At 72.1% G+C, this 24,882-nt stretch carries 25 protein-coding genes; 14 read left to right on the plus strand and 11 right to left on the minus strand.

The features are described from left to right. Positions 1-14: 14 nt before the first annotated feature. Positions 15-977 carry an ROK family protein gene (locus ACZ303_RS25330; RefSeq protein WP_467342634.1) on the minus strand — a complete coding sequence of 321 codons (963 nt, stop codon included), beginning with the start codon at positions 975-977 and terminating at the stop codon, positions 15-17. Positions 978-1,186: 209 nt separating this feature from the next. Here ACZ303_RS25330 and ACZ303_RS25335 point away from each other — a divergent pair, with 209 nt between their 5' ends. After that, positions 1,187-2,176, plus strand: coding sequence for a LacI family DNA-binding transcriptional regulator (locus ACZ303_RS25335; RefSeq protein WP_467342684.1), 990 nt, complete (start codon positions 1,187-1,189; stop codon positions 2,174-2,176). Positions 2,177-2,197: 21 nt separating this feature from the next. Here the strand turns inward: ACZ303_RS25335 and ACZ303_RS25340 are convergent, their stop codons facing one another. From ACZ303_RS25340 to ACZ303_RS25365, 6 genes are all read right to left on the minus strand, one after another. Beyond that, positions 2,198-3,472, minus strand: coding sequence for a DUF6986 family protein (locus ACZ303_RS25340; RefSeq protein ID WP_467342636.1), 1,275 nt, complete (start codon positions 3,470-3,472; stop codon positions 2,198-2,200). 88 nt (positions 3,473-3,560) lie between these two features. Beyond that, positions 3,561-4,280, minus strand: a complete 720-nt coding sequence (locus ACZ303_RS25345) for a TetR/AcrR family transcriptional regulator (protein ID WP_467342638.1) — start codon at positions 4,278-4,280, stop codon at positions 3,561-3,563. Between the two features lie 129 nt (positions 4,281-4,409). Next, complete coding sequence (locus ACZ303_RS25350; protein WP_467342640.1) at positions 4,410-5,372, minus strand: electron transfer flavoprotein subunit alpha/FixB family protein; 963 nt, start codon at positions 5,370-5,372, stop codon at positions 4,410-4,412. A gap of 118 nt (positions 5,373-5,490) precedes the next feature. Next, entirely contained in the window at positions 5,491-6,276 is a 786-nt protein-coding gene (locus ACZ303_RS25355) for an electron transfer flavoprotein subunit beta/FixA family protein (RefSeq protein WP_467342642.1), read from the minus strand. 188 nt (positions 6,277-6,464) lie between these two features. Further along, entirely contained in the window at positions 6,465-6,971 is a 507-nt protein-coding gene (locus ACZ303_RS25360; RefSeq protein ID WP_467342643.1) for a flavin reductase family protein, read from the minus strand. 219 nt (positions 6,972-7,190) lie between these two features. Further along, a complete protein-coding gene (locus tag ACZ303_RS25365) occupies positions 7,191-7,553 on the minus strand; it encodes a TlpA family protein disulfide reductase (protein ID WP_467342645.1) in 363 nt (120 codons plus the stop codon). Positions 7,554-7,891: 338 nt separating this feature from the next. On the opposite strand from ACZ303_RS25365, the gene ACZ303_RS25370 reads away from it, so the two are divergent. Further along, complete coding sequence (locus tag ACZ303_RS25370; RefSeq protein ID WP_467342646.1) at positions 7,892-8,620, plus strand: lysophospholipid acyltransferase family protein; 729 nt, start codon at positions 7,892-7,894, stop codon at positions 8,618-8,620. 63 nt (positions 8,621-8,683) lie between these two features. Here the strand turns inward: ACZ303_RS25370 and ACZ303_RS25375 are convergent, their stop codons facing one another. From ACZ303_RS25375 to ACZ303_RS25385, 3 genes are read right to left on the minus strand one after another with little or no spacing between them, the layout of a single operon-like run. Further along, positions 8,684-9,787, minus strand: coding sequence for a threonine aldolase family protein (locus ACZ303_RS25375; RefSeq protein ID WP_467342648.1), 1,104 nt, complete (start codon positions 9,785-9,787; stop codon positions 8,684-8,686). After that, the gene (locus ACZ303_RS25380; protein ID WP_467342650.1) at positions 9,766-10,527 is read right to left on the minus strand and encodes an SDR family NAD(P)-dependent oxidoreductase; all 762 of its coding nucleotides are present in this window, start codon (positions 10,525-10,527) and stop codon (positions 9,766-9,768) included. The genes ACZ303_RS25375 and ACZ303_RS25380 overlap by 22 nt, the downstream gene beginning before the upstream one ends. Positions 10,528-10,553: 26 nt before the next feature. After that, positions 10,554-11,948 (minus strand): DUF6421 family protein, encoded by a 1,395-nt coding sequence (locus tag ACZ303_RS25385; protein ID WP_467342651.1) that lies wholly within the window; start codon positions 11,946-11,948, stop codon positions 10,554-10,556. A gap of 360 nt (positions 11,949-12,308) precedes the next feature. Between ACZ303_RS25385 and ACZ303_RS25390 the strand changes: the two genes are divergently transcribed. Genes ACZ303_RS25390 through ACZ303_RS25400 form a run of 3 tightly spaced genes read left to right on the plus strand, consistent with a single transcriptional unit; the run spans position 12,309 to position 14,952 of the window. Next, positions 12,309-13,238 carry an ABC transporter substrate-binding protein gene (locus ACZ303_RS25390; RefSeq protein ID WP_467342686.1) on the plus strand — a complete coding sequence of 310 codons (930 nt, stop codon included), beginning with the start codon at positions 12,309-12,311 and terminating at the stop codon, positions 13,236-13,238. After that, entirely contained in the window at positions 13,235-14,152 is a 918-nt protein-coding gene (locus tag ACZ303_RS25395) for an amino acid ABC transporter permease (protein WP_467342653.1), read from the plus strand. The genes ACZ303_RS25390 and ACZ303_RS25395 overlap by 4 nt, the downstream gene beginning before the upstream one ends. Then, positions 14,149-14,952 carry an amino acid ABC transporter ATP-binding protein gene (locus ACZ303_RS25400; RefSeq protein ID WP_467342654.1) on the plus strand — a complete coding sequence of 268 codons (804 nt, stop codon included), beginning with the start codon at positions 14,149-14,151 and terminating at the stop codon, positions 14,950-14,952. The genes ACZ303_RS25395 and ACZ303_RS25400 overlap by 4 nt, the downstream gene beginning before the upstream one ends. 54 nt (positions 14,953-15,006) lie before the next feature. On the opposite strand, the gene ACZ303_RS25405 is transcribed toward ACZ303_RS25400, so the two are convergent. Continuing rightward, on the minus strand, positions 15,007-15,555 hold the full coding sequence (locus tag ACZ303_RS25405) for a GNAT family N-acetyltransferase (protein ID WP_467342656.1): 549 nt from the start codon (positions 15,553-15,555) through the stop codon (positions 15,007-15,009). A gap of 100 nt (positions 15,556-15,655) precedes the next feature. Here ACZ303_RS25405 and ACZ303_RS25410 point away from each other — a divergent pair, with 100 nt between their 5' ends. The 9 genes from ACZ303_RS25410 (at position 15,656) to ACZ303_RS25450 (ending at position 24,767) form a co-directional block, all read left to right on the plus strand. After that, entirely contained in the window at positions 15,656-16,048 is a 393-nt protein-coding gene (locus ACZ303_RS25410) for a VOC family protein (protein WP_467342658.1), read from the plus strand. 222 nt (positions 16,049-16,270) lie between these two features. Next, positions 16,271-16,843 (plus strand): DUF5134 domain-containing protein, encoded by a 573-nt coding sequence (locus ACZ303_RS25415; protein WP_467342660.1) that lies wholly within the window; start codon positions 16,271-16,273, stop codon positions 16,841-16,843. 176 nt (positions 16,844-17,019) lie between these two features. Continuing rightward, positions 17,020-17,952: a M56 family metallopeptidase gene (locus ACZ303_RS25420; protein ID WP_467342662.1), complete on the plus strand. Its 933-nt coding sequence runs from the start codon at positions 17,020-17,022 to the stop codon at positions 17,950-17,952. Positions 17,953-17,995: 43 nt separating this feature from the next. Beyond that, positions 17,996-18,691 (plus strand): phosphatase PAP2 family protein, encoded by a 696-nt coding sequence (locus ACZ303_RS25425; RefSeq protein WP_467342663.1) that lies wholly within the window; start codon positions 17,996-17,998, stop codon positions 18,689-18,691. Between the two features lie 75 nt (positions 18,692-18,766). Beyond that, a complete protein-coding gene (locus tag ACZ303_RS25430; RefSeq protein ID WP_467342665.1) occupies positions 18,767-19,732 on the plus strand; it encodes a pirin family protein in 966 nt (321 codons plus the stop codon). 512 nt (positions 19,733-20,244) lie between these two features. Then, positions 20,245-22,290, plus strand: a complete 2,046-nt coding sequence (locus tag ACZ303_RS25435; RefSeq protein ID WP_467342667.1) for an RICIN domain-containing protein — start codon at positions 20,245-20,247, stop codon at positions 22,288-22,290. 73 nt (positions 22,291-22,363) lie between these two features. Next, positions 22,364-22,966: a hypothetical protein gene (locus ACZ303_RS25440; protein WP_467342668.1), complete on the plus strand. Its 603-nt coding sequence runs from the start codon at positions 22,364-22,366 to the stop codon at positions 22,964-22,966. 123 nt (positions 22,967-23,089) lie between these two features. After that, entirely contained in the window at positions 23,090-23,881 is a 792-nt protein-coding gene (locus ACZ303_RS25445; RefSeq protein WP_467342670.1) for a papain-like cysteine protease family protein, read from the plus strand. Positions 23,882-23,897: 16 nt separating this feature from the next. Next, on the plus strand, positions 23,898-24,767 hold the full coding sequence (locus tag ACZ303_RS25450) for a hypothetical protein (RefSeq protein WP_467342672.1): 870 nt from the start codon (positions 23,898-23,900) through the stop codon (positions 24,765-24,767). Positions 24,768-24,882: the final 115 nt, after the last annotated feature.

Consider the following 24,882-nt stretch of genomic DNA (forward strand, 5'->3'; position numbering starts at 1 on the left):
GGCCACGGTAGCCGTCACCGGTCCCCGGAAGCCCACAGGCCGTCCGCCTGCGCCGCCGCTGCCGCGGCTCCGACGAGGCCCGCGTCGGAGCCGAGGCGGGCCGGGAGGACCTCGATGCCCGCGGCGAAGGACAGCGTGGCGTAGTCGCGCAGGCGTGCGCGCAACGGCGCGAAGAGGACGTCGCCCGCCCCCGCCACGCCGCCGCCTATGACGGCCACCTCGACCTCGACCAGGGTCGCCGTCGCGGCGATCCCGGCGGCGAGCGCCTGCGCCGCCCGTTCGAAGGAGGCGCGCGCGAGCGGGTCACCGGCGCGGGCGGCAGCCGCGACGGCGGCCGCGCTGCGGTCGCCGTCCGGGCCGGGCAGCCAGCCGGTGTCCAGCGCGCGGCGCGCGATGTTGGGGCCGCTGGCGATGCGTTCGACGCAGCCGCGCGCCCCGCACGGGCAGGTGTCGCCGTCGAGGTCGACGCTGATGTGCCCGATGTGGCCGGCGTTGCCCGTGGGTCCGGTGTGCAGACGGCCGCCCAGCACCAGTCCGCCGCCGACCCCGGTGGAGACCACCATGCACAGCGCGTTGGCGCGCCCCCGGGCCGCGCCCTGCCAGTGCTCGGCCGCGGTCATCGCGACCCCGTCGCCCACGAGCGTCACCGGGAGCCCGGCCACCCGCCGCTCCACCTCGGCGACCAGCGGGTACGCCCGCCAGCCGGGGACGTTGACCGGGCTGACGGTCCCTCGGGAGGCGTCCACGGGCCCCGCGCTGCCGATGCCGACCGCTCGTACGCGCGACCACTCGGCGGCCCGTACGAGCTCGTCCAGCACCTGCGCCACCGCGCCCATCACCGTCGCGCCGTCCTGTCCGGCGGGGGTCGGCCGCAGGGCGCGGACCAGGAGCCGGCCGCGGCCGTCCACCAACGCTCCGGCGATCTTGGTCCCGCCGATGTCGAGAGCGGCGACGAGGTCGGCGGGGGCGGTGCGCATGAGGGCGGTATCTCCTGGTCGAAGGGGGGAGGCGGCCGCGCGGGGCGATGCCGCGGACGTCAGTCTCCCCAGAGTTGACAACGTTGTCCAGGCTCTATGCTCGACGTCACCCCCCGTGGACCCGACGTCAACCGCAGCGCAAAGGACGAGCATCCGTGGCCGACCCCGCAGAGCCCCGCCCGCACCACCGCTACGGCGCCCGGCCGACCATGAAGGACGTGGCCGCCCGCGCCGGAGTGGGCCTGAAGACCGTCTCGCGGGTGGTGAACGGCGAATCGGGCGTCACCGCGGACACCGAGCGGCGCGTCCAGGACGCGATCACCGCGCTCGGCTTCCGCCGCAACGACAGCGCCCGCATCCTGCGCAAGGGCCGCACCGCCTCCGTCGGGCTCGTGCTCGAAGACCTCGCCGACCCCTTCTACGCTCCCCTCAACCGGGCCGTCGAAGAGGTCGCCCGGGCCCATGGCGCCCTGCTCATCAACGGTTCCAGCGCCGAGGACGCCGAGCGGGAGCGGGAGTTGGCGCTGGCGTTCTGCGCCCGCCGCGTCGACGGCCTGATCGTCATTCCCGCGGGCGGCGACCACCGCTATCTCGAACCGGAGATAGCCGCCGGAATCGCCACCGTCTTCGTGGACCGCCCCGCCGGCCTCATAGACGCCGACGTCGTGCTCTCCGACAGCTTCGGCGGCGCCCGCGACGGCGTCGCCCACCTGATCGCCCACGGCCACCGCCGGATCGGCTTCATCGGGGACCAGCCGCGCATCCACACCGCCACCGAGCGGCTGCGCGGCTACCGCGCGGCCATGGCGGCCGCCGGGCTCCCCGTCGAGGACGCCTGGGTGTCGCTGGGCCCGACCGCCCCCGAGCGCGTACGCGAGGCGGCGGACCGCATGCTGACCGGCCCGGAGCCGGTCACCGCGCTGTTCTCGGGCAACAATCGCGTGACGGTCACGGCCGTGCGAGTCCTCGCCCGCACCCCGCGCCCCGTCGCGCTCGTCGGCTTCGACGACTTCGAACTCGCCGACCTGCTCTCCCCCGGCGTCACCGTCGTCGCCCAGGATCCGGCCCGGCTGGGCCGTACGGCGGCCGAGCGGCTCTTCCGCCGGCTGGACGGCGTGAACGAACCGCCGCGCCGCGTGGAGCTGCCGACCCGCCTGATCGTGCGCGGCTCCGGCGAACTCCCGCCCGCCGAGGGCTGACCGCCGCAACAGCACCGGCCGCTACGCCGTACGCCCCGCCAGCCGGTCGAGGTCCGCGCGGCCCAGCCCCGTGAGAGCGGTGACCTCCGCGCCGTCGACGGCGCCGCAGTCCAGGCCGCGCAGCAGATAGCCGCTGAGCGCTCTGGCGGTGGCGGGTTCGTCCATGACGTCACCGCCGGCGCGCCCGACGTACGCGGTCAGGCGGGCGGCGGCGGCCTCCAGGCCCTCGCGGTAGAAGGCGTACACCGCGGCGTAGCGGGTCGGAAGGTGGCCCGGGTGCATGTCCCAGCCCTGGTAGTACGCGCGGGCCAGTGAGCGGCGTACGAGTCCGTGGTGGAGCCGCCAGGCGTCGTGCACCCGCGCGGTGGGGCCCACGGGCAGGACGTTGGTCGAGCCGTCGGAGAGCCGGACGCCGGTCCCGGCGGCGGCGACCTGCATCACGGCCTTGGCGTGGTCGGCCACCGGGTGGGCGGGCGACTGGTGGGCGGCGCCGACGCCGCAGGCGGCGCTGTAGTCGAAGGTGCCGTAGTGCAGCGAGGTGGCGCGGCCCTCCGCGGCGTCGATCAGGCGGGCGACGGTGGCGCGCCCGTCGGCGCCCAGGATCGCCTGGGTCGTCTCGATCTGGATCTCGAAGCGGATCCGTCCGCCCGCCAGGCCGTGGGCCTTCTCGAACTCCTCGGCCAGCCGCACCATCGCGGTGACCTGCTCGGCGTAGGTGACCTTGGGCAGGGTGAGGACGAGCCCCTCGGGCAGCCCGCCCGCCGCCATCAGGCCGGTGAGGAAGATGTCGAGGGTGCGGATGCCGCGGTCGCGGACGGCGGCCTCCATGCACTTCATGCGGATGCCCATGTACGGGGCGGCGGTGCCGTGTGCGTACGCCTCCGCCACCAGGCGCGCCGCCCGCGCGGCCGCCGCGTCCTCCTCGGCGTCGGGGCGCGGCCCGTAGCCGTCCTCGAAGTCGACGCGCAGGTCCTCGACGGGCTCGCGCTCCAGCTTGGCCCGTACGCGGTCGTGGACGGCCCCGGCGAGGGCGTCGGGTATGCCGAGGACGGCGGCCAGCGCGGCGGCGTCGGGGGCGTGTTCGTCGAGGGCGGCGAGCGCCTGGTCGCCCCAGGAGCGGATCGTCCCGGCGGTGAAGGCGTCGGCGGGGACGTAGACGGTGTGGACGGGCTGGCGGGTGCCGGGCTCGCCGGGATAGCGGCGGGCGAGCTCGGCGTCGACGCCGGCGAGGGAGGCCCCGACGCGTTCGCTCACCGAGTCCCCGAAGGTCGTCCCGATCGTCTGGTGCTGACCCATTGCACACCCTCCGCGTTTCCGCTGTACGGAACCCACTGTCCGTCGGGCGAAGTTATCGACGGCCCGGCGCAAGGTCAACAGTCCTTGGTCACCGGGGACCGGGAGGGGTGAGCCCCAACGACCTCACCAGATCCAGCATTTCGGCGCGGTAGAGCTTGGCCGCGTGCGCGGTGAGCGGGGCCAGGTGACCGTATACCTCCAGGGCGACCAGCCCGTGCATGCGGCCCCACGTGCGCATCGCCAGTGCCAGCGCGGCGGGCGGCAGCCCCGGGAACTCCGCGCGGACACGGCGGACCAGCCCCAGGTCGAAGTCCGTCCAGCGGCAGTCGTCGTCCGCGTGGGCGGCCTCGGCGTGCGGCCAGGCGGCGGCGATCAGCCCGGTGAGACCCGCGCAGGCCCGGCCCGCCGCGTCGACGGCCGGGCCGCCCTCCGGAGGCTGGTAGCCCGGAACGGCGTCGCCGTAGATGAGCCGGAACCCCTCGGGGTTGGCCAGCGCCCAGGTGCGTACGGCTTCGCCCCAGGCCAGCACGCGTCCCGCGGCGTCGTCGGCGGGCAGGGCGTCGCGAGCCGCCTCGACCGCGTCGACGAGCGCGGTGTACACGTCGCCGATGAGCGCGGTGACGAGGTCGTCGCGCGTGGCGAAGTAGCCGTAGATGGCCCCTGCCGTCATGCCCATCTCGCGGGCGATGGCGCGCAGCGCGATGGCGTCGGGTCCGCCTTCGCGCATGAGTTTCAGCGCGACGGTCTTGATTTCCTGGGCGGTTTCCGCCCGCAGGCGCTCCCTGCGGCTCCGCGTCACATTCCCCATGGTCGTCACTTTACGGTACCCAGTTACTATCTGGCGTACTGAAACTGAACGCTGTGCAGCCGTCGGACGCGGGGTCCGGACGCGCGAGGCCCCCGTACGCGGACGCGTACGGGGGCCTCGGCGGACGGGTCAGCCCTTGCGGGACTTGACCTCATCGGTGAGCTGCGGGACGACCTCGAAGAGGTCGCCGACCACGCCGTAGTCGACCAGGTCGAAGATCGGGGCCTCGGCGTCCTTGTTGATGGCGACGATCGTCTTCGAGGTCTGCATGCCGGCGCGGTGCTGGATCGCGCCGGAGATGCCCGCCGCGATGTACAGCTGCGGCGAGACCGACTTGCCGGTCTGGCCGACCTGGTTGGTGTGCGGGTACCAGCCGGCGTCGACGGCGGCGCGGGAGGCGCCGACGGCCGCGCCGAGGGAGTCGGCCAGGCCCTCGATGAGGGAGAAGTTCTCGGCGCCGTTGACGCCGCGGCCACCGGAGACCACGATCGCGGCCTCGGTCAGCTCGGGGCGGCCGGTCGACTCGCGCGGGGTGCGGGAGACGACCTTGGTGCCGGTCGACTTCTCACCGAAGGAGACGGCCAGCTGCTCGACCGTACCGGCGGCCGGGGCGGCCTCCGGGGCGGCGGAGTTGGGCTTGACGGTGATGACCGGCGTGCCCTTGGTGACGCGGGACTTGGTGGAGTACGAGGCCGCGAAGACGGACTGCGTGGCCACCGGGCCCTCGGCGCCGGCCTCCAGGTCGACGGCGTCGGTGATGATGCCGGAGCCGATGCGGACCGCCAGGCGGGCGGCGATCTCCTTGCCCTCCGCGGAGGACGGGACGAGCACCGCGGCCGGGGAGACGGCCTGGTACGCGGCCTCCAGCGCGTCCACCTTCGGGGCGACGAGGTAGTCGGCGAACTCGGCGGCGTCGGCGGTGAGGACCTTCACCGCGCCGTACTCGCCGAGCGTCTTCGCGGCGGCGTCGGCGCCGGCGCCCAGGTGCACGGCGACGGGCTCGCCGATGCGGCGGGCGAGGGTGAGCAGTTCGAGGGTGGGCTTGCGGACGGCGCCGTCCACGTGGTCGACGTAGACGAGGACTTCAGCCATGGGATTGCACTCCTGAGCGGAAAAATGGGGCGGGTGACGGCTCGTACGGGCTGACGGAAGCTCAGCCGCGGTGTGCGCCGGGGGCGGGCGCCGATGCGCCGGGCCCCCGGGACAGCCGCTAGATGAACTTCTGGCCCGCGAGGAACTCGGCGAGCTGCTTGCCGCCCTCGCCCTCGTCCTTGACGACGGTGCCGGCCGTGCGGGCCGGGCGCTCGTTGGCCTCGTCGACCTTGGTCCAGGCGCCTTCCAGGCCGACCTCCTCGGCCTCCAGGCCGAGGTCGGAGAGGTCCAGGGACTCCACCGGCTTCTTCTTGGCGGCCATGATGCCCTTGAAGGAGGGGTAACGGGCCTCGCCGGACTGGTCGGTCACGGACACGACGGCCGGGAGGGAGGCCTCCAGCTGCTCGCTGGCGGCGTCGCCGTCGCGGCGGCCGGTCACCTTGCCATCGGCCACGGCCACCTCGGAGAGCAGGGTCACCTGCGGAACGCCCAGGCGCTCGGCGAGCATCGCCGGGACGACGCCCATGCCGCCGTCGGTGGAGGCCATGCCGGAGATCACCAGGTCGTAGCCGATGTGCTCGACGGCCTTGGCCAGCACCAGCGACGTGCCCAGCGCGTCGGTGCCGTGCAGGTCGTCGTCCTCGACGTGGACGGCCTTGTGGGCACCCATGGACAGCGCCTTGCGGAGCGCGTCCTTGGCGTCCTCGGGACCCACGGTCAGCACGGTGATCTCGGCGTCGTCCGCCTCGTCGGCGATCTGCAGCGCCTGCTCGACCGCGTACTCGTCGAGCTCCGAGAGCAGGCCGTCCACGTCGTCACGGTCGACGGTCAGGTCCTCGGCGAAGTGCCGGTCGCCGGTGGCGTCGGGCACGTACTTCACACAGACAACGATCCTCAAGCTCACGCCGGCTCTCCTACTGCATCGTCTCTTCGTAGCTGCCTTGTGCAGGCAGCATAGGCGCCTTGTGGGGCGGATTCCGGTCGGACCGGGCTGCGCCCCGAGCGGAATGTTACTCGTCAGTACACCCAGGGTGTTGCGCGAACGCAAGGCCGCTCGACTGTGATCTGCCCAACGCGGGAAACCGGGACGTCTCAGTCCCGCAGACCGTTGAAGCGCCCCTGGTGGTAGACGAGCGGACGGCCCGCTCCGGCGGAGTCGCCCGCGACGACCTCGGCGAGCACGACTCGGTGGTCCCCGGCCGGCACCCGGGCCACCACGCGGCACACCATCCAGGCCAGCACGCCGTCGAGCAGCGGCACGTCCTCGGGGCCGGGCCGCCAGCTGGTGGGCGCCGCGAACCGGTCGGCACCGCTGCGCGCGAAGGTGCCGGCCAGCTCCCGCTGGTGCTCGCCGAGTATGTGCACGCCGACGTGGGCCGCCTCCGCGAGCACGGGCCAGCTGGAAGACCCGGTGCCGATACCGAAGGAGACGAGCGGCGGTTCGGCGGCCACGGACGTGAGGGAGGTGGCGGTGAAGCCGACCGGGCGGGGGCCGGGCGCGGTGATCACGGCCACCCCGGCGGCGTGCCGGCGGAAGACGGAGCGGAGCAGGTCCGGAGTGGCGAGGCGGGGTGTGCCGAGTTCGGGTGTGGCCGTCATGGAGATGTCCTTCTGCTGGAGGTCGACCAGAGCGGGGGCGAAGCGAAAGCCGTACGGTCTCGGTTGCTCACGGCCTCTGGCAGCGGTCGCTCGCCGTCCGCGGCAGTTCGGTGTGCGCGCGTCCGTGAAGGAGGGCGGGAAGCGGTTCGGGCCACATAACGTCACACTGACGATTCCGGGCGCGCAGCGTCAAGGGCGGCCGGGGAGATGGGAGACGGATCACGGGGCCAGGACGGCTTCGCCGAGGGCCGCGATGACATCGGCCTTCCTCGGCTGTCCGGCGGCCCGGCGCACGACGCGGCCGGCGGCGTCGAGGACGAGCACGGTAGGTGTGGCCCTGATGTCCAGGGCGCGTACGAGGCCGAGGCTGGCCTCCGCGTCGATCTCGACGTGCGCGACGCCCTCGACCATGGCGGCCACCTCCGCCAGGGTGCGCCGGGTCGCCGAACACGGCCGGCAGAAGGCGCTGGAGAACTGGACGAGCGTGGCCCGCTCCCCCAGCTCCGCGCCGATCCCGGTGGCGTCCAGCCGCATCTCGTCGTCCCGCCCGAGCACACTCGTCCTTCCGCCGTCATCCCGCATACGGTCCGATGCCCATCCGTTTTCCCGCGTACGGTCCGATCCCCTACGTTTCGCCGATTGCAGCACCGGCGGGCCCGGAGAAATTTCCGCGCGCGGGGGCGGGAGCGCTGCCGGTGAGGTGTACTCCGGGTCCGTCGGGGCAGGTGAGGTGTACCTTCGGCAGTACCGGCCCGGGCTCCGGCGACCGGCCGACGTGATGAGAATCTCCTGGTCGGCGGGGCGTCCTCGCTGGTCCATGGGCCGGGCGATCAGGCACGATCGGCCGGGTGCCGAAACCTACGGCCGCGTAACTTCAGCCGGGAGCCCCCTCTCCCCAGGCCCAGAAGGATTTCCCCGATATGGCAGAACTCGTCTACCCCCCGGTGATCGGTGTCGCCCGCACCATGTTCAAGGCGCTCGATCTGCGCTTCGACATCCAGGGCGCCGAGCACGTTCCGCAGCGCGGCGGGGCGGTTCTGGTGAGCAACCACATCGGCTACCTGGACTTCGTCTTCTGCGGGCTGGCCGCCCGGCCCGCGAAGCGGCTGGTGCGGTTCATGGCCAAGGAGTCCGTCTTCCGGCACAAGGTGTCGGGGCCGCTGATGCGCGCGATGAAGCACATCCCGGTGGACCGCGCGGCGGGGATGGAGGCGTACAAGCACGCCCTGGCCGCGCTGCGCTCGGGTGAGATCATCGGCGTCTTCCCGGAGGCGACGATCTCCCAGTCGTTCACGCTGAAGAACTTCAAGTCCGGCGCCGCCCGGCTCGCGCAGGAGGCCGGGGTGCCCCTGCTGCCGATGGCGCTGTGGGGCACGCAGCGGCTGTGGACCAAGGGCCACAAGCGGGACATGCGCCGTCACCACATCCCGATCACGATGCGGATCGGCGAGCCCATGCCCGCCGATCCGGCCGAGCACGCGGATACGGTCACCGAGCGCGTCCGCGGCCGCGTACAGGACCTCCTGGAGGCGGCTCAGCGCGCCTATCCGGTGCGTCCGAAGGACCCGGCCGACACCTGGTGGATCCCGGCCCACCTCGGCGGCACGGCACCCACTCCGGCGGAGGCGGCGGTCCTGGACCGGCGCTGAGTCTACGGACGAGCGAAGGAGCCCCCCGGCCGCGGCCGGGGGGCTCCTTTTTCCTTCTGTGCCTTACCGCTTGCCCATCTCCTCCGCGACAGCCGCGGCGAAGGCGTCCACGTCGCCCTCGGTGGTGTCGAAGGAGCACATCCAGCGGACGTCGCCGGCCGCCTCGTCCCAGAAGTAGAAGCGGTAGCGCTTCTGCAGACGCTCGCTCACATCGTGCGGCAGTCGCGCGAAGACGGCGTTGGACTGCACCGGGTGCAGGACCTCGACGCCTTCGACGGTCCGTACGCCCTCGGCCAGGCGGGCGGCCATGGCGTTGGCGTGCGAGGCGTTGCGCAGCCAGAGGTCACCCGCGAGCAGGGCCTCGAACTGGGCGGAGACGAAACGCATCTTGGAGGCGAGCTGCATGGACAGCTTGCGCAGGTGCTTCATCGCGCGCACGGCGTCCGGGTTGAGCACGACGACGCACTCGCCGTAGAGCATGCCGTTCTTGGTGCCGCCGAAGGAGAGCAGGTCCACGCCGGCGTCGGTGGTGAAGGCCCGCAGCGGGACGCCGAGCGTGGCCGCCGCGTTGGCGATGCGCGCGCCGTCGAGATGGACCTTCATGCCCCGCTCGTGGGCGTGGTCGCAGATCTCCCGGATCTCCTCGGGCGTGTAGCAGGTGCCCAGCTCGGTGGTCTGGGTGATCGAGACGACCTGCGGCTGCGCGCGGTGCTCGTCGTCCCAGCCCCACGCCTCGCGGTCGATGAGCTCGGGGGTGAGCTTGCCGTGTTCGGTCGGCACGGCAAGCAGCTTGAGGCCGCCCATCCGCTCGGGCGCCCCGCCCTCGTCGACGTTGATGTGCCCGGTCGCGGCGCAGATCACCGCGCCCCACCGCTCGGTGGCCGCCTGGAGGGCGACGACATTGGCGCCCGTGCCGTTGAAGACCGGGAAGGCCTCGGCGGTCGGTCCGAAGTGGGCGCGCATCACGTCCTGCAGATGCGTGGTGTAGTCGTCCTCGCCGTACGCGACCTGGTGGCCCCCGTTGGCGAGGGCGAGCGCCGCGAGGATCTCGGGGTGCGCGCCCGCGTAGTTGTCGCTGGCGAAGCCGCGCAGCTCGGGGTCGTGCCGGCGTATCGCGTCGGTCACTCCCGTGAGGGGTGCGGGGGTCACGGTTGCGGAGTCAGCCACTGACGGGTTCCGTTCACTTCCTGGGCGGGCATGTCCCAGACGCCGACGATGGCCTCGGCCAGGTCCTTGACGTCCGTGAAGCCCGCGAATTTCGCGGTCGGGCGCTCGGCGCGCATGGCGTCGTGCACCAGCGCCTTGACCACCAGGATGGCAGCGGCCGCCTTCGGGCCCTCCTCGCCCCCCGCCTTGCGGAAGGAGTCGGCGAGCGCGAGCGTCCATGCCTCGGCGGCGGCCTTGGAGGCGGCGTAGGCGGCGTTGCCGGCGGTGGGCTTGCCGGCGCCGGCGGCGCTGATGAGGAGATACCGGCCGTTGCCGGCGCGCTGGAGGGGTGCCTCGAAGGCGAGCGAGGTGTGCTGCACCGTACGGATGAGCAGCTTCTCCAGCAGCTCCCAGTCGGCGAGGTCGGTCTCGGCGAAGGTCGCCGAGCCGCGCCAGCCGCCCACCAGGTGCACCAGGCCGTCGATGCGGCCGAATTCCTTCTCGGTGCGGTCCGCCCAGGCGCGGGTGGCCTCCAGGTCGAGGAGGTCCACCGTGTCGCCGATGACGGTGGCGCCGCCGTGGGCGTAGCGGGCGGCGTCGACGGCCTCGGCGAGGCGCGCGGCGTCGGCGTCGGCGGCGATGACCGTGGCACCGGCCTCGGCCAGCCGCAGCAGGGCGGCGCGCCCGGCCGGTCCGGCCGCTCCGGCCACCGCCACAACGGTGCCGTCCAGACGGCCGTCGCCGTTCGTCGGAGTGCTCATCCTCGTCGCCTCTTTCTCACGCTCGTTCACGCGGCCACCTGCTCGCTCGCGGCGGTGATGCCCTTCGTCGAGGCGATCACGTTCTTCAGCTTCTTGGCAAGGGCCTCGTAGAACATGCTGAGCGGGAACTCGTCCGGAAGCACGTCGTCCACCAGCTTGCGCGGCGGCAGGGAGAGGTCGAGGGCGTCGGGGCCCTTGGCCCACACGGAGCCGGGGTGCGGGGCGAGGTAGGTGGAGACCAGCTCGTAGGCGGCGAACCAGTGGACCAGCTTGGGGCGGTCGATGCCGTCGCGGTAGAGCTTCTCGATCTCGCCGCAGAGCTGGTTGGTGACCTGCGGGGCACGCTCCCAGTCGATGTGCAGGGTGTTGTCCGTCCAGCGTACGACGTCGTGCTTGTGCAGGTAGGCGAAGAGCAGCTGGCCGCCCAGACCGTCGTAGTTGCGGACCCGCTCGCCGGTGATCGGGAAGCGGAACATCCGGTCGAAGAGGACGGCGAACTGCACGTCACGGGCCTGGGTGTAGCCGTCGGCCTCGAGCTTCACGGCCTCCTTGAAGGCGGTGAGGTCACAGCGCAGCTCCTCCAGGCCGTACATCCAGAACGGCTGCCGCTGCTTGATCATGAAGGGGTCGAACGGCAGGTCGCCGTGGCTGTGGGTGCGGTCGTGGACCATGTCCCACAGGACGAACGCCTGCTGGCAGCGCTCCTGGTCGCCGATCATGTCGGTGATGTCGGCGGGGAGGTCCAGGCGCAGGGTCTCGACTGCGGTCTCGGTGATGCGGCGGAAGCGGGCCGCCTCACGGTCGCAGAAGATGCCGCCCCAGGTGAAGCGCTCGGGCGCCTCGCGCACGGCGATGGTCTCGGGGAAGAGCACCGCGGAGTTGGTGTCGTAGCCCGCCGTGAAGTCCTCGAAGGTGATGCCGAGGAAGAGCGGGTTGTCGTAGCGGGTGCGCTCCAGCTCGGCGAGCCACTCCGGCCACACCACGCGCAGCACGACCGCTTCGAAGTTGCGGTCGGGGTTGCCGTTCTGCGTGTACATGGGGAAGACGACGAGGTGCTGGAGGCCGTCGGCGCGCTGGGCGGCGGGCTGGAAGGCGAGCAGCGAGTCGAGGAAGTCCGGCACCTGGAAGCCGGTCTCGGCCCAGCGCCGGAGGTCCGCGACGAGCGCCTTGTGGTAGGCGTCGTCGTGGGGCAGGAGCGGCGAGAGCCGCTCGACGGCGTCGACCATCCGGCCGACCTCGGCGCGGACGGCCTCGCCCGGCGGCGCCCCCTCTGCCGCGAAGTCGATGGAGCCGTCCGCGGACTGCCACGGCCGGATAGCCTCCACGGCGTCCTTGAGCACAGCCCAGGCCGGGTGATCGATCACACGCTCGGCGGTCGATTCGTCGGTCGCTATTGCCGTCGACGCAAGGATTTCCGTCATGGCTACCCCTCCTCAGGAGAACTTGGCGTTAAGACACCGTATCTGTGCGCGGTTCTTCGTCTCAAGGGGGGACTCGATAAATTATTCTGCCGAGCCCCCATCGCGCCGCGTTTTTTCCTGCCGACAGCCCTGTCCGGATGCCTCAGGCTTGCTTTTTTGCCACAAAAGCCCCAACCGTCCCAGACGCTGTCCTAGTCCGTCGCGGCGGCGGGAGGGGCGTGTTCCAGCCATTCACGGTCCCTCCCGGATGGGTACCCCGGGGCCCGCGCAGAATTCATGAACCGGCAACACTCTTCCGCTATTCGGACGGTTCGTGGCTTGACCTGGACAGATCACAACGCGCGCTGGGAGTCTCCCGCCATGCCCGTCGCCAAGCAGTCCGTACTCCACGCCGATCCGCTCCCCCGCCGCCACGCCGCGCGCCGCGCCACCCGCCTGGTGGCCTGTCTCGCCGTGCTGCTGACGGCGGCCGTCGGCTGTGCCCCGCAGGACGACACCGGCTCCGCGAAGTCCGCCGCCGCGCCGACGGGCGGTGCCGCCTGCGCCAAGGGGCGGCTGGCCACCGGGACCGCCGGGAAGCTGACCGTGGGCACCGACAAGCCCGCCTACGCGCCGTGGTTCCAGGACGACGACCCGACCAGCGGCAAGGGTTTCGAGTCGGCCGTCGCCTACGCGGTCGCCGACCGGCTCGGCTTCGCCCGGTCGGAGGTGGAATGGCGGACCGTGCCGTTCAACAGCGCCGTCGCACCCGGGCCCAAGACGTTCGACTTCGACATCAACCAGATCTCCGTCAGCGACGAACGCCGCCGTGCCGTCGACTTCTCCTCCGGCTACTACGACGTACGCCAGGCCGTCGTCGCCCTCAAGAGCTCGCCCGCCGCCAAGGCCACCAAGGCCGCCGATCTCAAGGGCGTCCGGGTCGGGGCCCAGGTGGGCACCACGAGCCTCGACGTCATCAACGACATCATCAAGCCCGACCGGCGGCCGGCCGTCTTCCAGAAGAACGACTTCGCCAAGACCGCGCTCAAGAACGGCCAGGTCGACGCGATCGTCGTGGACCTGCCCACCGCCTTCTACCTCACCTCCGCGGAGGTCACGGACGCCCGGATCGTCGGGCAGTTCGAGGCAGGGGGCGGCAAGGCCGAGCAGTTCGGGCTCGTCCTCGACAAGGGCAGCCGGCTCACCGGCTGCGTCAGCGACGCCGTCGGCTCCCTGCGCAAGGACGGCACCCTCGCCCGCTTGGAGAAGCAGTGGCTCTCCGAGGCCGCGGCCGCGCCGGTGCTCTCATGACGGCCGGGAAGACGGTGCCCGGCCCGCCCCGGGACGCCGCACCGAGGAAGGACGCGCCCCCGGGCGACGCGTACGTACCCTCCGCCCGGCGCCTGGAGCGTGAACGCCTCAAGCGCGCCCGGGCCCGCCGGGCCACGGCCGTCGCGGCCGTCAGCACGCTGGTCACCGGCGTCGTGCTGTTCGTCGCCGTGGTCAACTCCCCCGGCTGGCCGCGCACCCGGGAGACGTTCTTCAACGGCCACTACGCGCGCGAGGCGCTGCCGAAGGTCCTCGACGGACTGTGGCTCAACCTCCGGCTGCTCGTCGTCTGCGGGGCCGCCGTCCTGGTCCTGGGGCTGCTCATCGCGGTCGCCCGCACGCTGCGCGGCCCGGTCTTCTTCCCGCTGCGCGCCCTGGCCACGGCGTACACCGACTTCTTCCGCGGGCTGCCGCTGGTCATCTGCCTGCTGATGGTGGTCTTCGGCGTGCCGGCGCTGCGCCTGCAAGGGGTGACGAGCGACCCGGTCCTGCTGGGCGGGACGGCCCTGGTGCTCACGTACTCGGCGTACGTCGCGGAGGTCTTCCGCGCCGGCATCGAGTCCGTCCACCCCAGCCAGCGCGCCGCCGCCCGCTCCCTGGGGCTGAACGGTCGGCAGACCCTGCGCTTCGTCGTCCTGCCCCAGGCCGTGCGCAGGGTCGTACCGCCGCTCCTGAACGATCTGGTGTCGCTGCAGAAGGACACCGGGCTCGTCTCGATCGCGGGCGCGGTCGACGCGGTCTACGCGGCGCAGATCGTCGCGAGCAAGAGCTTCAACTACACGCCGTACGTGGTCGCCGGGCTCATCTTCGTCGCCCTGACCATCCCCATGACCCGTTTCACCGACTGGGTCACGGCGCGGATGGACCGCCGCCGGGCACAGGGAGGGATCGTATGAGCCAGAAGGAGAACGGGAGCGGGAACATCGCTGCCGAGGCCACCCGGGCGTCGGACACGGCGGTGCTGCGGATGGAGTCCGTCCGCAAGACCTTCGGGCAGTCGGTCGTCCTGCGGGACGTCGACCTGGAGGTCGCCCCGCACACCGTGACCGCTCTCATCGGCGCGTCCGGGTCGGGCAAGTCGACGCTGCTGCGGTGCGCGAACCTGCTGGAGGAGATCGACGACGGCGCGATCCTCCTCGACGGCGAGGACATCACCGACCCGCGCGTGGACCCGGACACCGTGCGCCGTCGGATCGGCGTGGTGTTCCAGGCGTACAACCTCTTTCCGCACATGAGCGTGCTGGACAACATCACCCTCGCTCCGCGCCGGGTGCACGGGGAGTCGCGCGCCGGGGCGGAGGAGCGGGCGCGGGAGCTGCTGGAGCGGCTGGGCCTGGCGGGCAAGGCCGGGGAGTACCCGGACCGGCTCAGCGGCGGTCAGCAGCAGCGAGTGGCGATCGTACGGGCCCTGGCGGGCCGGCCCCGGCTGCTGCTGCTCGACGAGATCACGGCGGCGCTCGACCCGGAGCTGGTCGGCGAGGTGCTCGGCGTCGTGCGCGATCTCAAGGACGAGGGCATGACCATGGTCCTGGCCACCCACGAGATGGGGTTCGCCCGGGACGTCGCCGATCAGGTGTGCTTCCTGGACGGCGGGGTCGTGCTGGAGCGGGGCACGCCCGCCGAGGTCTTCGGTGAGCCGCGGGAGGAGCGCACGCGGCAGTTCCTGCGGAGGCTGGTGGAGGCAGGCCGGTTGTGATGTGACGGGGGTAAGGGGCTCTGTCCACGGACAGAGCCCCTTACCCCCGTGCGGTTACGCCAGTTCCTTGACCAGCAGCTCGAATTCGAGGTCGTCGCGCTGCGGGATACCGAAGCGCTCGTCACCGTAGGGGAAAGGGCTCATCCGGCCCGTGCGGCGGTAACCGCGGCGCTCGTACCAGGCGATCAGGTCGTCGCGCTGCCGGATGACGGTCATGTGCATCTCGCGGGCGTCCCACTCGGCGCGGACGACCCGCTCGGCCTCGGCCATGACGACCTTGCCGAGACCGGCGCCCTGCATCGCGGGACGGACGGCGAACATGCCGAAGTAGGCGTGGGCTCCCCGGTGTTCGAGCTGGCAGCAGGCGACCGTCTCGCCGTCGACCTCCACCACCAGCAGGCGGCTGTTCTCGTCCGTGACCACGGCCATCACACCGTCGGGGTCGGTCCGCTGTCCGTCCAGCAGGTCCGCCTCGGTCGTCCACCCGGCACGGCTGTCGTCGCCGCGGTACGCCGATTCGACGAGCGCGACCAGCTCGGGCACGTCGGCGGCGGTGGCCGCGCGGAAGGTCGGCTCTGCGGTGCGGCTGCTGGCGGTTTCCATGGTCTCGGTGAGGTCCTCTCCGTAAGCTGTGGCTCCAGTTTCGGCTCCATACGAACACTAACCCGACACCGACCGGCCGAGTGTGCGTACAGTCGCCGTCATGGTGCACGTACTCAGCAGCAGGGTGCTCCTGCGGCCCACCGACCCGGAGCGGTCCCGGACCTTCTACGGCCGGCAGCTCGGCCTGGCGGTCTACCGCGAGTTCGGTACGGGCCCGGAGCGCGGCACCGTCTACTTCCTGGGCGGTGGCTTCCTGGAGGTCTCCGGACGCGCCGACGGCCCACCGGGGCCCGGTCTCGAACTGTGGTTCCAGGTCGCGGACGCGGCGGCCGCGCACGAGGACTTCGTCCGGCAGGGGATCGAGATCCTTGAGCCGCCGGAGAGGAAGCCGTGGGGGCTGATCGAAATGTGGATCGCGGACCCGGACGGGGTGCGCATCGCCGTGGTGGAGGTACCGGAGGGACATCCGCTGCGGTATCGCCCGGGGGTCTGACGGTTGCGGTATCGCCCGGGGATCTGACGGGCGGAGCGCCGACTGTCCGTCGCGCTCATCGGTGGGCGCTTGCTCCGTTGACATCCCGATGACATCCGACCGCGCGTGCGCGGGCGCACCGCTTGGCACGTTGCGCTCCCCTTGTGCGCCCATGCGCTCCCGTGTAAAGCAAAAAGAGCGGGAATCCTCGGGGGGTAGGTCTGCGCGTCCGGGAGGTGTGCCGTGCACGGACCGCCGCTGGTCGGCTGGTTGCTGGTGGTGCTGTGCGCTGCCACGGGGGCGTATTGCCTGGCCAGAATACGGATGAGCGTGGAGCCGGACGAGAGTCGGGCCACGGGCGGTGACGCCCTGATGGGGCTCGGCATGGCGGTCATGGCGGTGCCCACCGCCGTGCTGGACACCCGCCCTTGGGGCGCACCGCTGTTCGCCCTCGTCTTCGGCGCGGCGGGGCTGCGGTCCCTGTTGGGGGCGGCGCGGGGGCGCTCGCAGCCGAATCATATGCACCACGCGGTGGGCGCGTTCGCGATGGTCTATATGGCGCTGGCGATGGCCGCCGTCCCGATGGCCGGTCACACCGGGCACTCGTCGGGGCTGCGCGAACCGGCGGGCACTCCCCTGCTGACCGGCCTGTTGCTGGTGTATTTCGCGGTGTACGTCGTCCGCTCGGTGGCCGTGCTCGTGCCCGTGGTGACCGCGACGTCCGGCGAGGTCACGTGGCCTGCCCGGCCGAACCTCACCAATGCCTGCCGGCTGTCGATGGGGATCGGGATGCTGGCGATGCTGCTCACCCTGTGAGGGTGAACAGCTTGTTCCGGGAGGCCGATCCGCTCCGTGATGGCGGTGGCTCTCCGAACGCGGCCGGACGCCCCGCTCCGCGAACGGGCGCCGCGCGGGGCGGCGGGGGCCGTGGCATGCGTCACTTCCCACTCGGGACCGTACCGCCGTGCGGCGCCCGCTCATAGGCTGCCGCCATGATGGTCCCGCTCGCGCTGCTGGTCCTCGGCGGACTGGTCGCGGCATTGGCGCCGCGCGTGCTCACCCGTGCCGACTGGCCCGACCGTGAGCCCGTCGTGGCGCTGTGGGTGTGGCAGTGCGTGGTGGTGGCCGTGCTGCTCTGCTGTGTCCTCGCCATGTCGCTGAGCGCCGCCGCGGCCTGGGAGGCCGTGCGCGGCCATGTCTTCGCGATCGCGCCGCACGGTGTGGTGGAGGCGTACGCGCTCACCGCCTACGGGGCGTGGGCCGCGCCGCTGGCGGTCGCTCTCGCCTGCGGGGCGGTGTGGACCGCGGCGATGCTCACCCGCGAGATCAGCCGGGCGCGTGCCCGGCGTCGGCAGCGGCGCGCGGAGCTGGTCGTACGTTCCCCCCGGCTGCCCGGCGAGGAGCCGGGCGAGCTCGTCGTACTGGAGGGCGAGCGGCCGGACGCGTGGTGGCTGCGCGGCGGTGCCGCCTCGCAGCTGGTCATCACGACGGGGGCGCTGCGCCGCCTGAAGGGCTCGCAGCTGGACGCCGTGCTGGCGCACGAGCAGGGGCACGCGCGGGCTCGGCACGACTGGTTGCTGCACTCCTCCTCGGCGCTGGCGAACGGCTTTCCCCAGGTGCCGGTGTTCGCGGCGTTCCGCGATCAGGTGCATCGTCTGGTCGAGCTGGCGGCGGACGACGCCGCCTCACGGCGCTTCGGCCGGCTGACGACGGCGCTGGCGCTCGTCGAACTCAACGAGGACCGGGGCGTGTTCGGCCCGTGCCCGGCTCCGCTCTCCCAGGTGCCGGGCCGGGTGGACCGGCTGCTGGAGCCGGCACCGCGGTTGACGGCGGCCCGGCGGCTGCGGCTGACGGCGGTGGCGGCGCTGGTGCCCGTGGTGCCGCTGTTGGTGACGTTTGTGCCGGGGCTCAGCGCGCTGGGGTAGCTTCCCGGTGGTGTCGCGGGGTCCGATGGGCGACGATCTGACGATGCATCCCAGGACACGCTCCTTGCCCACGCCCACCATCCGGCCCCGGCCCGCGGGCGCCTCGTGGAGAGGCGCGGGCGTACCGGGCGTCCTGTTCCTGGTCCTGCTGGCGCTCGCGGCCGGCGCCTGGGCGCCGCTGGAGTCCCTGGACCGGTGGATCGCGGACGGGCTGCACCCGGTGGCCGTCGGGCACCGGGGCTGGACCCACGCCGCACGACTGCTCTCGGACTGGGTGTGGGACCCCTGGACGATGCGCGCGGCACTCGCCTTGGCGGCACTCTGGCTCGTACGGCGTCGGGAATGGCCGCTCGCGGTCTGGATCGCGGGGACGTCGCTGCTGGGCACGGCTCTCCAACAGGGCATCAAGGCCGCGGTCGGACGGGACCGGCCGCGGTGGGCGGATCCGGTGGCCACCGCGCACTACCAGGCGTTCCCGTCGGGGCACGCACTGACCGCGACGGTGGCGTGCGGGCTGCTGGTGTGGCTGCTGTGGCTGCACGGGGGCCGGCCGGGGGCGGTCCGCGGCGCGTTGGTGGTGAGCGTGGTGTCGGTGCTGGGCGTCGGCTTCACCCGGGTGTATCTGGGGGTGCACTGGTTCTCGGACGTGGTGGGCGGCTGGCTGCTGGGCGCGGCGCTCGTGGCGGCGTCGGCCGGCGCGTACGCCGCGGTGGCGGAGCGACGCGCCGACGGCGACTGAGGGCGGGGCAGGCGGGGCGAAGGAGGTTGTCCACAGGCCGCTGCGGGCTGCAGCACGAGCTGGCACAGTGCGTCCATGAGCAATCTTGATCTCAAGCCCGCACCGACCGTCTGCGGCGGCCGCACCGATGTCACGGCACGGCCGGTGCGGGAGCTGCTGCCCGCGAAGGACGTGCCCCTCGGCGAGAGCACCGTGGTGCGCCGCCTCCTGCCCAGCCTCGGACGGCGCATGGTGGGCGCGTGGTGCTTCGTCGACCACTACGGCCCCGACGACATCGCCCGGGAGCCGGGCATGCAGGTGCCTCCGCATCCGCACATGGGTCTGCAGACCGTCAGCTGGCTCCACGACGGCGAGGTGCTGCACCGCGACAGTCTGGGCAGCCTCCAGACGGTGCGGCCGCGGCAGTTGGGGCTGATGACGTCGGGGCGGGCCATCGCGCACTCCGAGGAGTCGCCGCCCAAGCACGCGCCCGTGCTGCACGGCGCGCAGTTGTGGGTGGCGCTGCCGGACGCGCACCGGCACACCGCGCCCCTGTGGGAGCACCACGCGGAGCTGCCGCAGGTGACCGGCGGCGGGCTGAAGGCCACGGTCATCATGGGCGAACTCGACGGCACGCCCTCCCCCGCCACCGCGTTCACCCCCATCGTGGGCGCGGACGTCACGCTCGCCGCGGGCGCCTCCGCCAGGCTCCCGGTGCGGCCCGACTTCGAGTACGCGGCACTGACGATGTCCGGCGAGGCGGAGGTCGACGGCGTACGGCTCGCGCCGGGAGCCATGCTCTACCTGGGCTGCGGGCGCTCGGAACTGCCCCTGCGCACGGACGTGGACAGCTCCTTCATGCTCCTCGGTGGCGAGCCCTTCGAGGAAAAGATCGTCATGTGGTGGAACTTCGTGGGGCGGTCGCACGAGGAGATCGCGCAGGCTCGCGAGGACTGGGCGACCGGCTCGCGCTTCGGTGAGGTGCGCGGCTACGACGGCGGACGGCTGTCCGCTCCGGCACTGCCGCCGGTGCCGATGAAACCGCGGGGGCGCGTGCGCTGATCCGCGGTCGCGCGCCCCGAAGCGCGTAGTGGTGAGGCACGAATGTCGTCCCCCTCGGCCGGCGCACCCGAGAGGGACGACCGCGTCTCCGGCGATCGGCTCGGGTGCGGACTTCCGGCGAATGCGCGCGGCCGGAATGCCCGGAGTCGGCCGCAATTGCGTTCCATAAGCCTTCCTTGGTGCCGCCTAAACGGATTCGCAAGGAAGGTGATCAAGGGTGATATGACTCCTACGCTATGCAATTGCACACAAGCGGAACCTTCTGCTCCATGGTAACGATCTTGTTACGCCAACGCCCCTGAGTTCACCGGGCATTGGAATGGACCTTTCGCGGGCGCGCATACAAATACCCTATTTTCAGGGCCACTTGGCTTACACCCAATACCAACCCCTTAACCTCGCTTGAATCATGCACTCATTTCCACCGGGCTAAACAGCCCTGTCTGACGGTCCATCCGCTCTGGCACACTTCCGGCCACCCACAACTCCCCCACAGGAAATGAGGTGTGGCCATGTCCGGTCGCAGAAGACAGGCGCGGCAGCGAAGACGAAAGCCCGGCATGCTCATCGCCGCGGTCGCCGTGGCGGCGGGAGCACTCGCCGGCACCGCGGCGCTCGGTGGCGTCTTCGATCACGAGCCCACCCGACCGCAGACCGCCGCCGCGCAGGCGACGGCCGACGGCCCGGCTCCGGCCCCCGCGCATGACAGCACACCGGAACCGGTGACCCGAATACCCAACGAGGACCGCGCCCACGGCCTGGTCTACAAGGGCTTGAGTCCCGCGCCCAAGGAAGACCGTTGTGCCGGCGTCCTGCGGACGACCGACGGCCGTTGCACGCACGGCCCCGACAAGCCGCCCAAGGGCGTGGACATCACCAAGGACACCCCGCCCGCCGCGAAGACGCAGGACACGGCCGAGACGCCGAGCGACCCCGGCACCGCGAAGCCGTCCCAGGGGCAGCCGTCCGCCGGCACCACCGCCTCCGTGGACGCCCGCCAGGCGGGCACCGCCGCCGCCAAGAAGCCACCCGCCGCACCCACTCAGCGCCCCGCGGACGGGAAGGCGGCACCGGCCGGTCAGACGGTGCAGTGCGACGGCGACGGCACCACCGGCAACCGCGTACAGGTCGTGTACGTGCACAGCCCCGGCAACGACCGGTACGCCGAGTACCTGGCCTCGTTCCGCAAGTGGGCCGGCGACGCCGACACCATCTACTTCGCCAGCGCGCAGGAGACCGGCGGCGTACGGCACATCCGGTTCGTGACCGGCGCCGACTGCATGCCTTCGGTGCTCAACGTCGAGGTGCCGGACTCGGCACTGGCGGAATTCAGCGCGACGAACTCGGCGCTCGCGGCGAAAGGTTTCGACCGGCGCGACCGCAAGTACATGATCTTCGCTGACGCCAAGGTCTACTGCGGCATCGGTACCTTCAACGGCGACGAGCGCCCTGACTCCAGCAACCTCAGCAACTTCGGCCCCTCCTACGGCCGTACGGACGCCGGGTGCTGGGGCGGTTCCACCGCCGCGCACGAGCTCGGGCACAATCTCGGAGCGGTGAACAACAGCGCGCCCAACACCAGTCGCGCCGCGCACTGCACCGACGAGTGGGACGTCATGTGCTATTCGGACGCGCCGTACTACCCCACCATGCGCAACGTCTGCACCGAGCGCGGCCACGACGAGCGCCTCGACTGCAATCACGACGACTACTACAACACCAGTCCGAAGCCGGGAAGTTATCTGGCGACCCACTGGAACGTCGCGAACAACCAGTTCCTGATGACGGGCGGCGGCACCCGGCCGGATCCCGATCCGAACCCCTCCCCCACCCCGACCCCGAAGCCGACCGGCAGCACCGGGCCGTCGTCGGGCCCCGTGCCGGTCGTCGGACAGCTGACGTCCGACTCGGCCGTGGTCAGCTGGCCCGCGGCCCCCTCCGCGGCGTGGTACCAGCTGCTGCTCAACGGCAACCACCTGGCCTGGGTCCAGCCGAACTCGGCGCGGATCTACAACCTGCGGCCCGACACCGACTACACGGTCGCCGTCGCGGTCCGTGACCAGGCAGGACGGGACTCCAAGGCCGGCCGTTCGGTGTCGTTCCACACCCCGCCCGTCGGCAACACCACCGCCAAGCCCGGCGCGCGGTACACGCTGACCAACGGACAGAGTGGACTCGCGGCCGAGATCTGGGGCGGCAAGGCCGCCGACGGCACCGTCCTGGTCGGCAACCAGCCCAATAAGCTCACGCTTCAGCAGTGGTACCTCGACGACGCGGGTGGCGGCAGCGTGCGGCTGCGCTCGGCCGCGTCCGGCAAGTGCCTGCAGATCGGCGGGGCCCCGAACCCCGGCCAGTGGCTCGCCCAGCAGTCCTGCTCCGGCAACGCCGCCCAGCAGTGGCAACTGACCAAGTCCGGCAACGGCCTGCGCCTCACGGCCAAGAACAGCTCCCTCGTCCTGGGCGTCGGCAAGCGGCCGTACTACGGGGCCTGGCTGCTCGAACTCCAGAACCCGGACAGCTCCGGCTACCAGACCTGGAACCTGCAGAAGACCTCCTGAACCACCTAGGTGGCCGGGGTCGCCCCCGCGCGGCCCCGGCCACCCTCCCCACTCACACCGGAGTCACCTCCTCATGCCCGATCGCCGCTTCACGGCAGCGGCCGCCACTCTCGCGGGCCTGCTCGTCCTGGGGCCCGCCGCCACGGCGCACGCCCACGGCGACACCATCCACCTGACCGTCACGGGCGTCTCCGCCGGCCACCCCACCACCCGGGCGACCTGGGAGGACGACGGCCACCCCGTGACCGAGACAGTCGCCGGCACGCTCACCGCGACCTCGGCCGACGGCACCACGCTCGGCCCTTGGCGGTTCGTCCCGGTACCCGGCGAGCCCGGAACCTTCACCACCACCGAGGCGCTGCCCGCCGGCCGCTGGACCATCACGGCCCAGACCGCGTTCCCCGCACTCGGCCGCACCGAATCACAGGCCGAGGTGACCACCGCGTCACCGGCGGGCCCCTCGGGCGCGCCTTCCGCCGCGCCTTCGGCGACGGCTACGGCCGCCACGGCCGCCGAATCGAGATCCGAGTCGGAATCCGAATCGGCATCGGAATCCGACGGCGGTTCGGCGCCCGGCGCGGTGACTCTCGGCGTCATCGCCCTGGCCGTCGCCGCCGTCGGCACAGCGGCCGCGTTCTGGGTGCTGCGGCGCCGGCGCGCCCGCCGGACCGCCTGACCCCTCATCGCCTGATCGCCTGATCGCCTGATCGACAAGGAATCCTCAAAGGAACCCCCCATGCGCAGATTCCGTTCACCGGCCCGCATATCGGGCCGTAGAAAGACTCTCCTGTCCACCGCGATGGCCGCCGTCCTGTCCGGCGGGCTCCTGCTGGGCGCTGCCCCACAGGCCCAGGCCGCCGTCACCGGCACGGTCGTCGGCGGGCAGGGCAACTTCAGCACCGTCAACCAGCGCTCCCTGCCGTCCCTCTCCTCCAACGTCACCGGAAGCTCGCCGGTCGGCGACCATGTCCCGATGGTCTGCCGCACGACCGGCGACGTCGTCGAGAACAACTCCCGCTGGGTCTGGTCCGGCGCGTTCTACATCGCCGACGCGTTCATCCGTGAGGACACGGGCAGCCTGCCCGCCTGCAACGGCAACCGCCCCACCGGCTGGACAGCCCTGAACATCGGCATGCAGAAGCAGGTCCGGGACCAGTGGTGCTGGGACGCCTCCGGCCTGACCATCGCCAACTACTGGGGCTACACCGGCTACAACCAGTACGACTTCTGCCGCCTGGCCGCCCAGGGCAATCAGCTGGACTGCAACAACCAGCCCGCCACCCTGGGTGACATGGCCAACGCCCTCCACAACATGGGCTTCCGCAACAGCGGCACCGACCTGTACCGCAACGCCTCCTTCAGCGAGACCCAGACCGAGGTCGCGAACGGACGCCCGTTCGCCGTCCGTATCGGCTGGACCTCCGGCGGCGGCCACATGAACGTCGTCTACGGCTACGACAGCACCAGCAACATGGTCGCGGTCGGCGACCCCTGGCCCAGCACCCAGACGTACACCTGGTGGAACTACTCCACCTACGCCGGAAACACCTCCTTTCGGTGGACCCACACGCGCATCGGCATCCACGGCTAGAGGAGAGGAACCCACCATGCACCGTACGACCAGACGCGCCGCCACGCTGCTCGCGGCCGCTGCCGTCGCCGCCCTCTGCGGAACCGTTCCCGCACAGGCCGCCGAAGCACCCACCACGCCTGCCGCGACCGACTACGCCACCGCTCAGCAGGTGCTGCGCTCCGGCCAGGTCCACGACACCGTCTCCCGCTTCCTGACGGCCGCCGAACAGCGCACCCCGGCCACCGGCGCGGACGGCGGCACGGGCGCCGCCCCGCGCGGCCTCACGAAGTCACCCGCCGCCGCGCCCGGCTTCGACCTCAAGAAGCCGGTCCCCTTCTACGAGCTCGCGCCCGAGTTCGTCACGGGCAAGACCACGCCCAGTGCCAAGTCGGCCCTGCGGCTGTCCTACCTCGCCTCCCGCGTCTCGGCCACCAACGGCCACCAGGCCGCCGTCCTGCTCGCCTCCGGTAAGAGCGGCGGCGGCCAGACCTGGCAACTGGCGGGCATCCGCGACGGCGACGCGGACATCAGCGCCGCCGAGCGCGGCACGGACCAGGCGCGGACCTTCATGGAACCGCAGATCCACGCCTGGTACCGGCTGACCGGTGACGGCTCCGTCGAGCCGCTCAACAAGGAGGCGGGCGTGGCTCTCCAGGGCAAGCCGCGCGTCACCCTCCCCGCGTATCAGCAGCTCGTCACCAAGCGCTACGGTGACAAGCAACCCGGCTCGGCCTACGACCGCAAGGGCCTCGCCGGCGGTTACGCCCAAGCCGAGGACCAGCCCGCCGCCACCGCCACCGCCGCGCCCGGCTCCGGCCCCTGGCTCCCCGCCGCCTCGGGCGCGGCCGTCCTGGCGGCATCGGGCGCGGTGCTCCACCTGCGCCGCCGACGCCGCTCGGCCTGATCGCGACCGCCCGGCGGTGGGGTGGCCCCCGGTGGGGGGGACGGGGGGGGCGGGGCGGGGTGGGGCCGGGAGTGCCACTGCTGGGGGTGGGGGCGAGGAGTGGCCCCGGAGAGAC

The organism is Streptomyces sp. NPDC023527 (genome assembly GCF_055560115.1).

What these genes read in the sequence shown, in the direction of transcription:
- ACZ303_RS25330 (WP_467342634.1), bottom strand. Translation starts at nt 977, where the DNA reads ATGCGCACCGCCCCCGCCGACCTCGTCGCCGCTCTCGACATCGGCGGG.
- ACZ303_RS25335 (WP_467342684.1), top strand. Translation starts at nt 1,187, where the DNA reads ATGAAGGACGTGGCCGCCCGCGCCGGAGTGGGCCTGAAGACCGTCTCG.
- ACZ303_RS25340 (WP_467342636.1), bottom strand. Translation starts at nt 3,472, where the DNA reads ATGGGTCAGCACCAGACGATCGGGACGACCTTCGGGGACTCGGTGAGC.
- ACZ303_RS25345 (WP_467342638.1), bottom strand. Translation starts at nt 4,280, where the DNA reads ATGGGGAATGTGACGCGGAGCCGCAGGGAGCGCCTGCGGGCGGAAACC.
- ACZ303_RS25350 (WP_467342640.1), bottom strand. Translation starts at nt 5,372, where the DNA reads ATGGCTGAAGTCCTCGTCTACGTCGACCACGTGGACGGCGCCGTCCGC.
- ACZ303_RS25360 (WP_467342643.1), bottom strand. Translation starts at nt 6,971, where the DNA reads ATGACGGCCACACCCGAACTCGGCACACCCCGCCTCGCCACTCCGGAC.
- ACZ303_RS25365 (WP_467342645.1), bottom strand. Translation starts at nt 7,553, where the DNA reads ATGCGGGATGACGGCGGAAGGACGAGTGTGCTCGGGCGGGACGACGAG.
- ACZ303_RS25370 (WP_467342646.1), top strand. Translation starts at nt 7,892, where the DNA reads ATGGCAGAACTCGTCTACCCCCCGGTGATCGGTGTCGCCCGCACCATG.
- ACZ303_RS25380 (WP_467342650.1), bottom strand. Translation starts at nt 10,527, where the DNA reads ATGAGCACTCCGACGAACGGCGACGGCCGTCTGGACGGCACCGTTGTG.
- ACZ303_RS25385 (WP_467342651.1), bottom strand. Translation starts at nt 11,948, where the DNA reads ATGACGGAAATCCTTGCGTCGACGGCAATAGCGACCGACGAATCGACC.
- ACZ303_RS25390 (WP_467342686.1), top strand. Translation starts at nt 12,309, where the DNA reads ATGCCCGTCGCCAAGCAGTCCGTACTCCACGCCGATCCGCTCCCCCGC.
- ACZ303_RS25395 (WP_467342653.1), top strand. Translation starts at nt 13,235, where the DNA reads ATGACGGCCGGGAAGACGGTGCCCGGCCCGCCCCGGGACGCCGCACCG.
- ACZ303_RS25400 (WP_467342654.1), top strand. Translation starts at nt 14,149, where the DNA reads ATGAGCCAGAAGGAGAACGGGAGCGGGAACATCGCTGCCGAGGCCACC.
- ACZ303_RS25405 (WP_467342656.1), bottom strand. Translation starts at nt 15,555, where the DNA reads ATGGAAACCGCCAGCAGCCGCACCGCAGAGCCGACCTTCCGCGCGGCC.
- ACZ303_RS25410 (WP_467342658.1), top strand. Translation starts at nt 15,656, where the DNA reads ATGGTGCACGTACTCAGCAGCAGGGTGCTCCTGCGGCCCACCGACCCG.
- ACZ303_RS25420 (WP_467342662.1), top strand. Translation starts at nt 17,020, where the DNA reads ATGATGGTCCCGCTCGCGCTGCTGGTCCTCGGCGGACTGGTCGCGGCA.
- ACZ303_RS25425 (WP_467342663.1), top strand. Translation starts at nt 17,996, where the DNA reads ATGCATCCCAGGACACGCTCCTTGCCCACGCCCACCATCCGGCCCCGG.
- ACZ303_RS25430 (WP_467342665.1), top strand. Translation starts at nt 18,767, where the DNA reads ATGAGCAATCTTGATCTCAAGCCCGCACCGACCGTCTGCGGCGGCCGC.
- ACZ303_RS25435 (WP_467342667.1), top strand. Translation starts at nt 20,245, where the DNA reads ATGTCCGGTCGCAGAAGACAGGCGCGGCAGCGAAGACGAAAGCCCGGC.
- ACZ303_RS25440 (WP_467342668.1), top strand. Translation starts at nt 22,364, where the DNA reads ATGCCCGATCGCCGCTTCACGGCAGCGGCCGCCACTCTCGCGGGCCTG.
- ACZ303_RS25445 (WP_467342670.1), top strand. Translation starts at nt 23,090, where the DNA reads ATGGCCGCCGTCCTGTCCGGCGGGCTCCTGCTGGGCGCTGCCCCACAG.
- ACZ303_RS25450 (WP_467342672.1), top strand. Translation starts at nt 23,898, where the DNA reads ATGCACCGTACGACCAGACGCGCCGCCACGCTGCTCGCGGCCGCTGCC.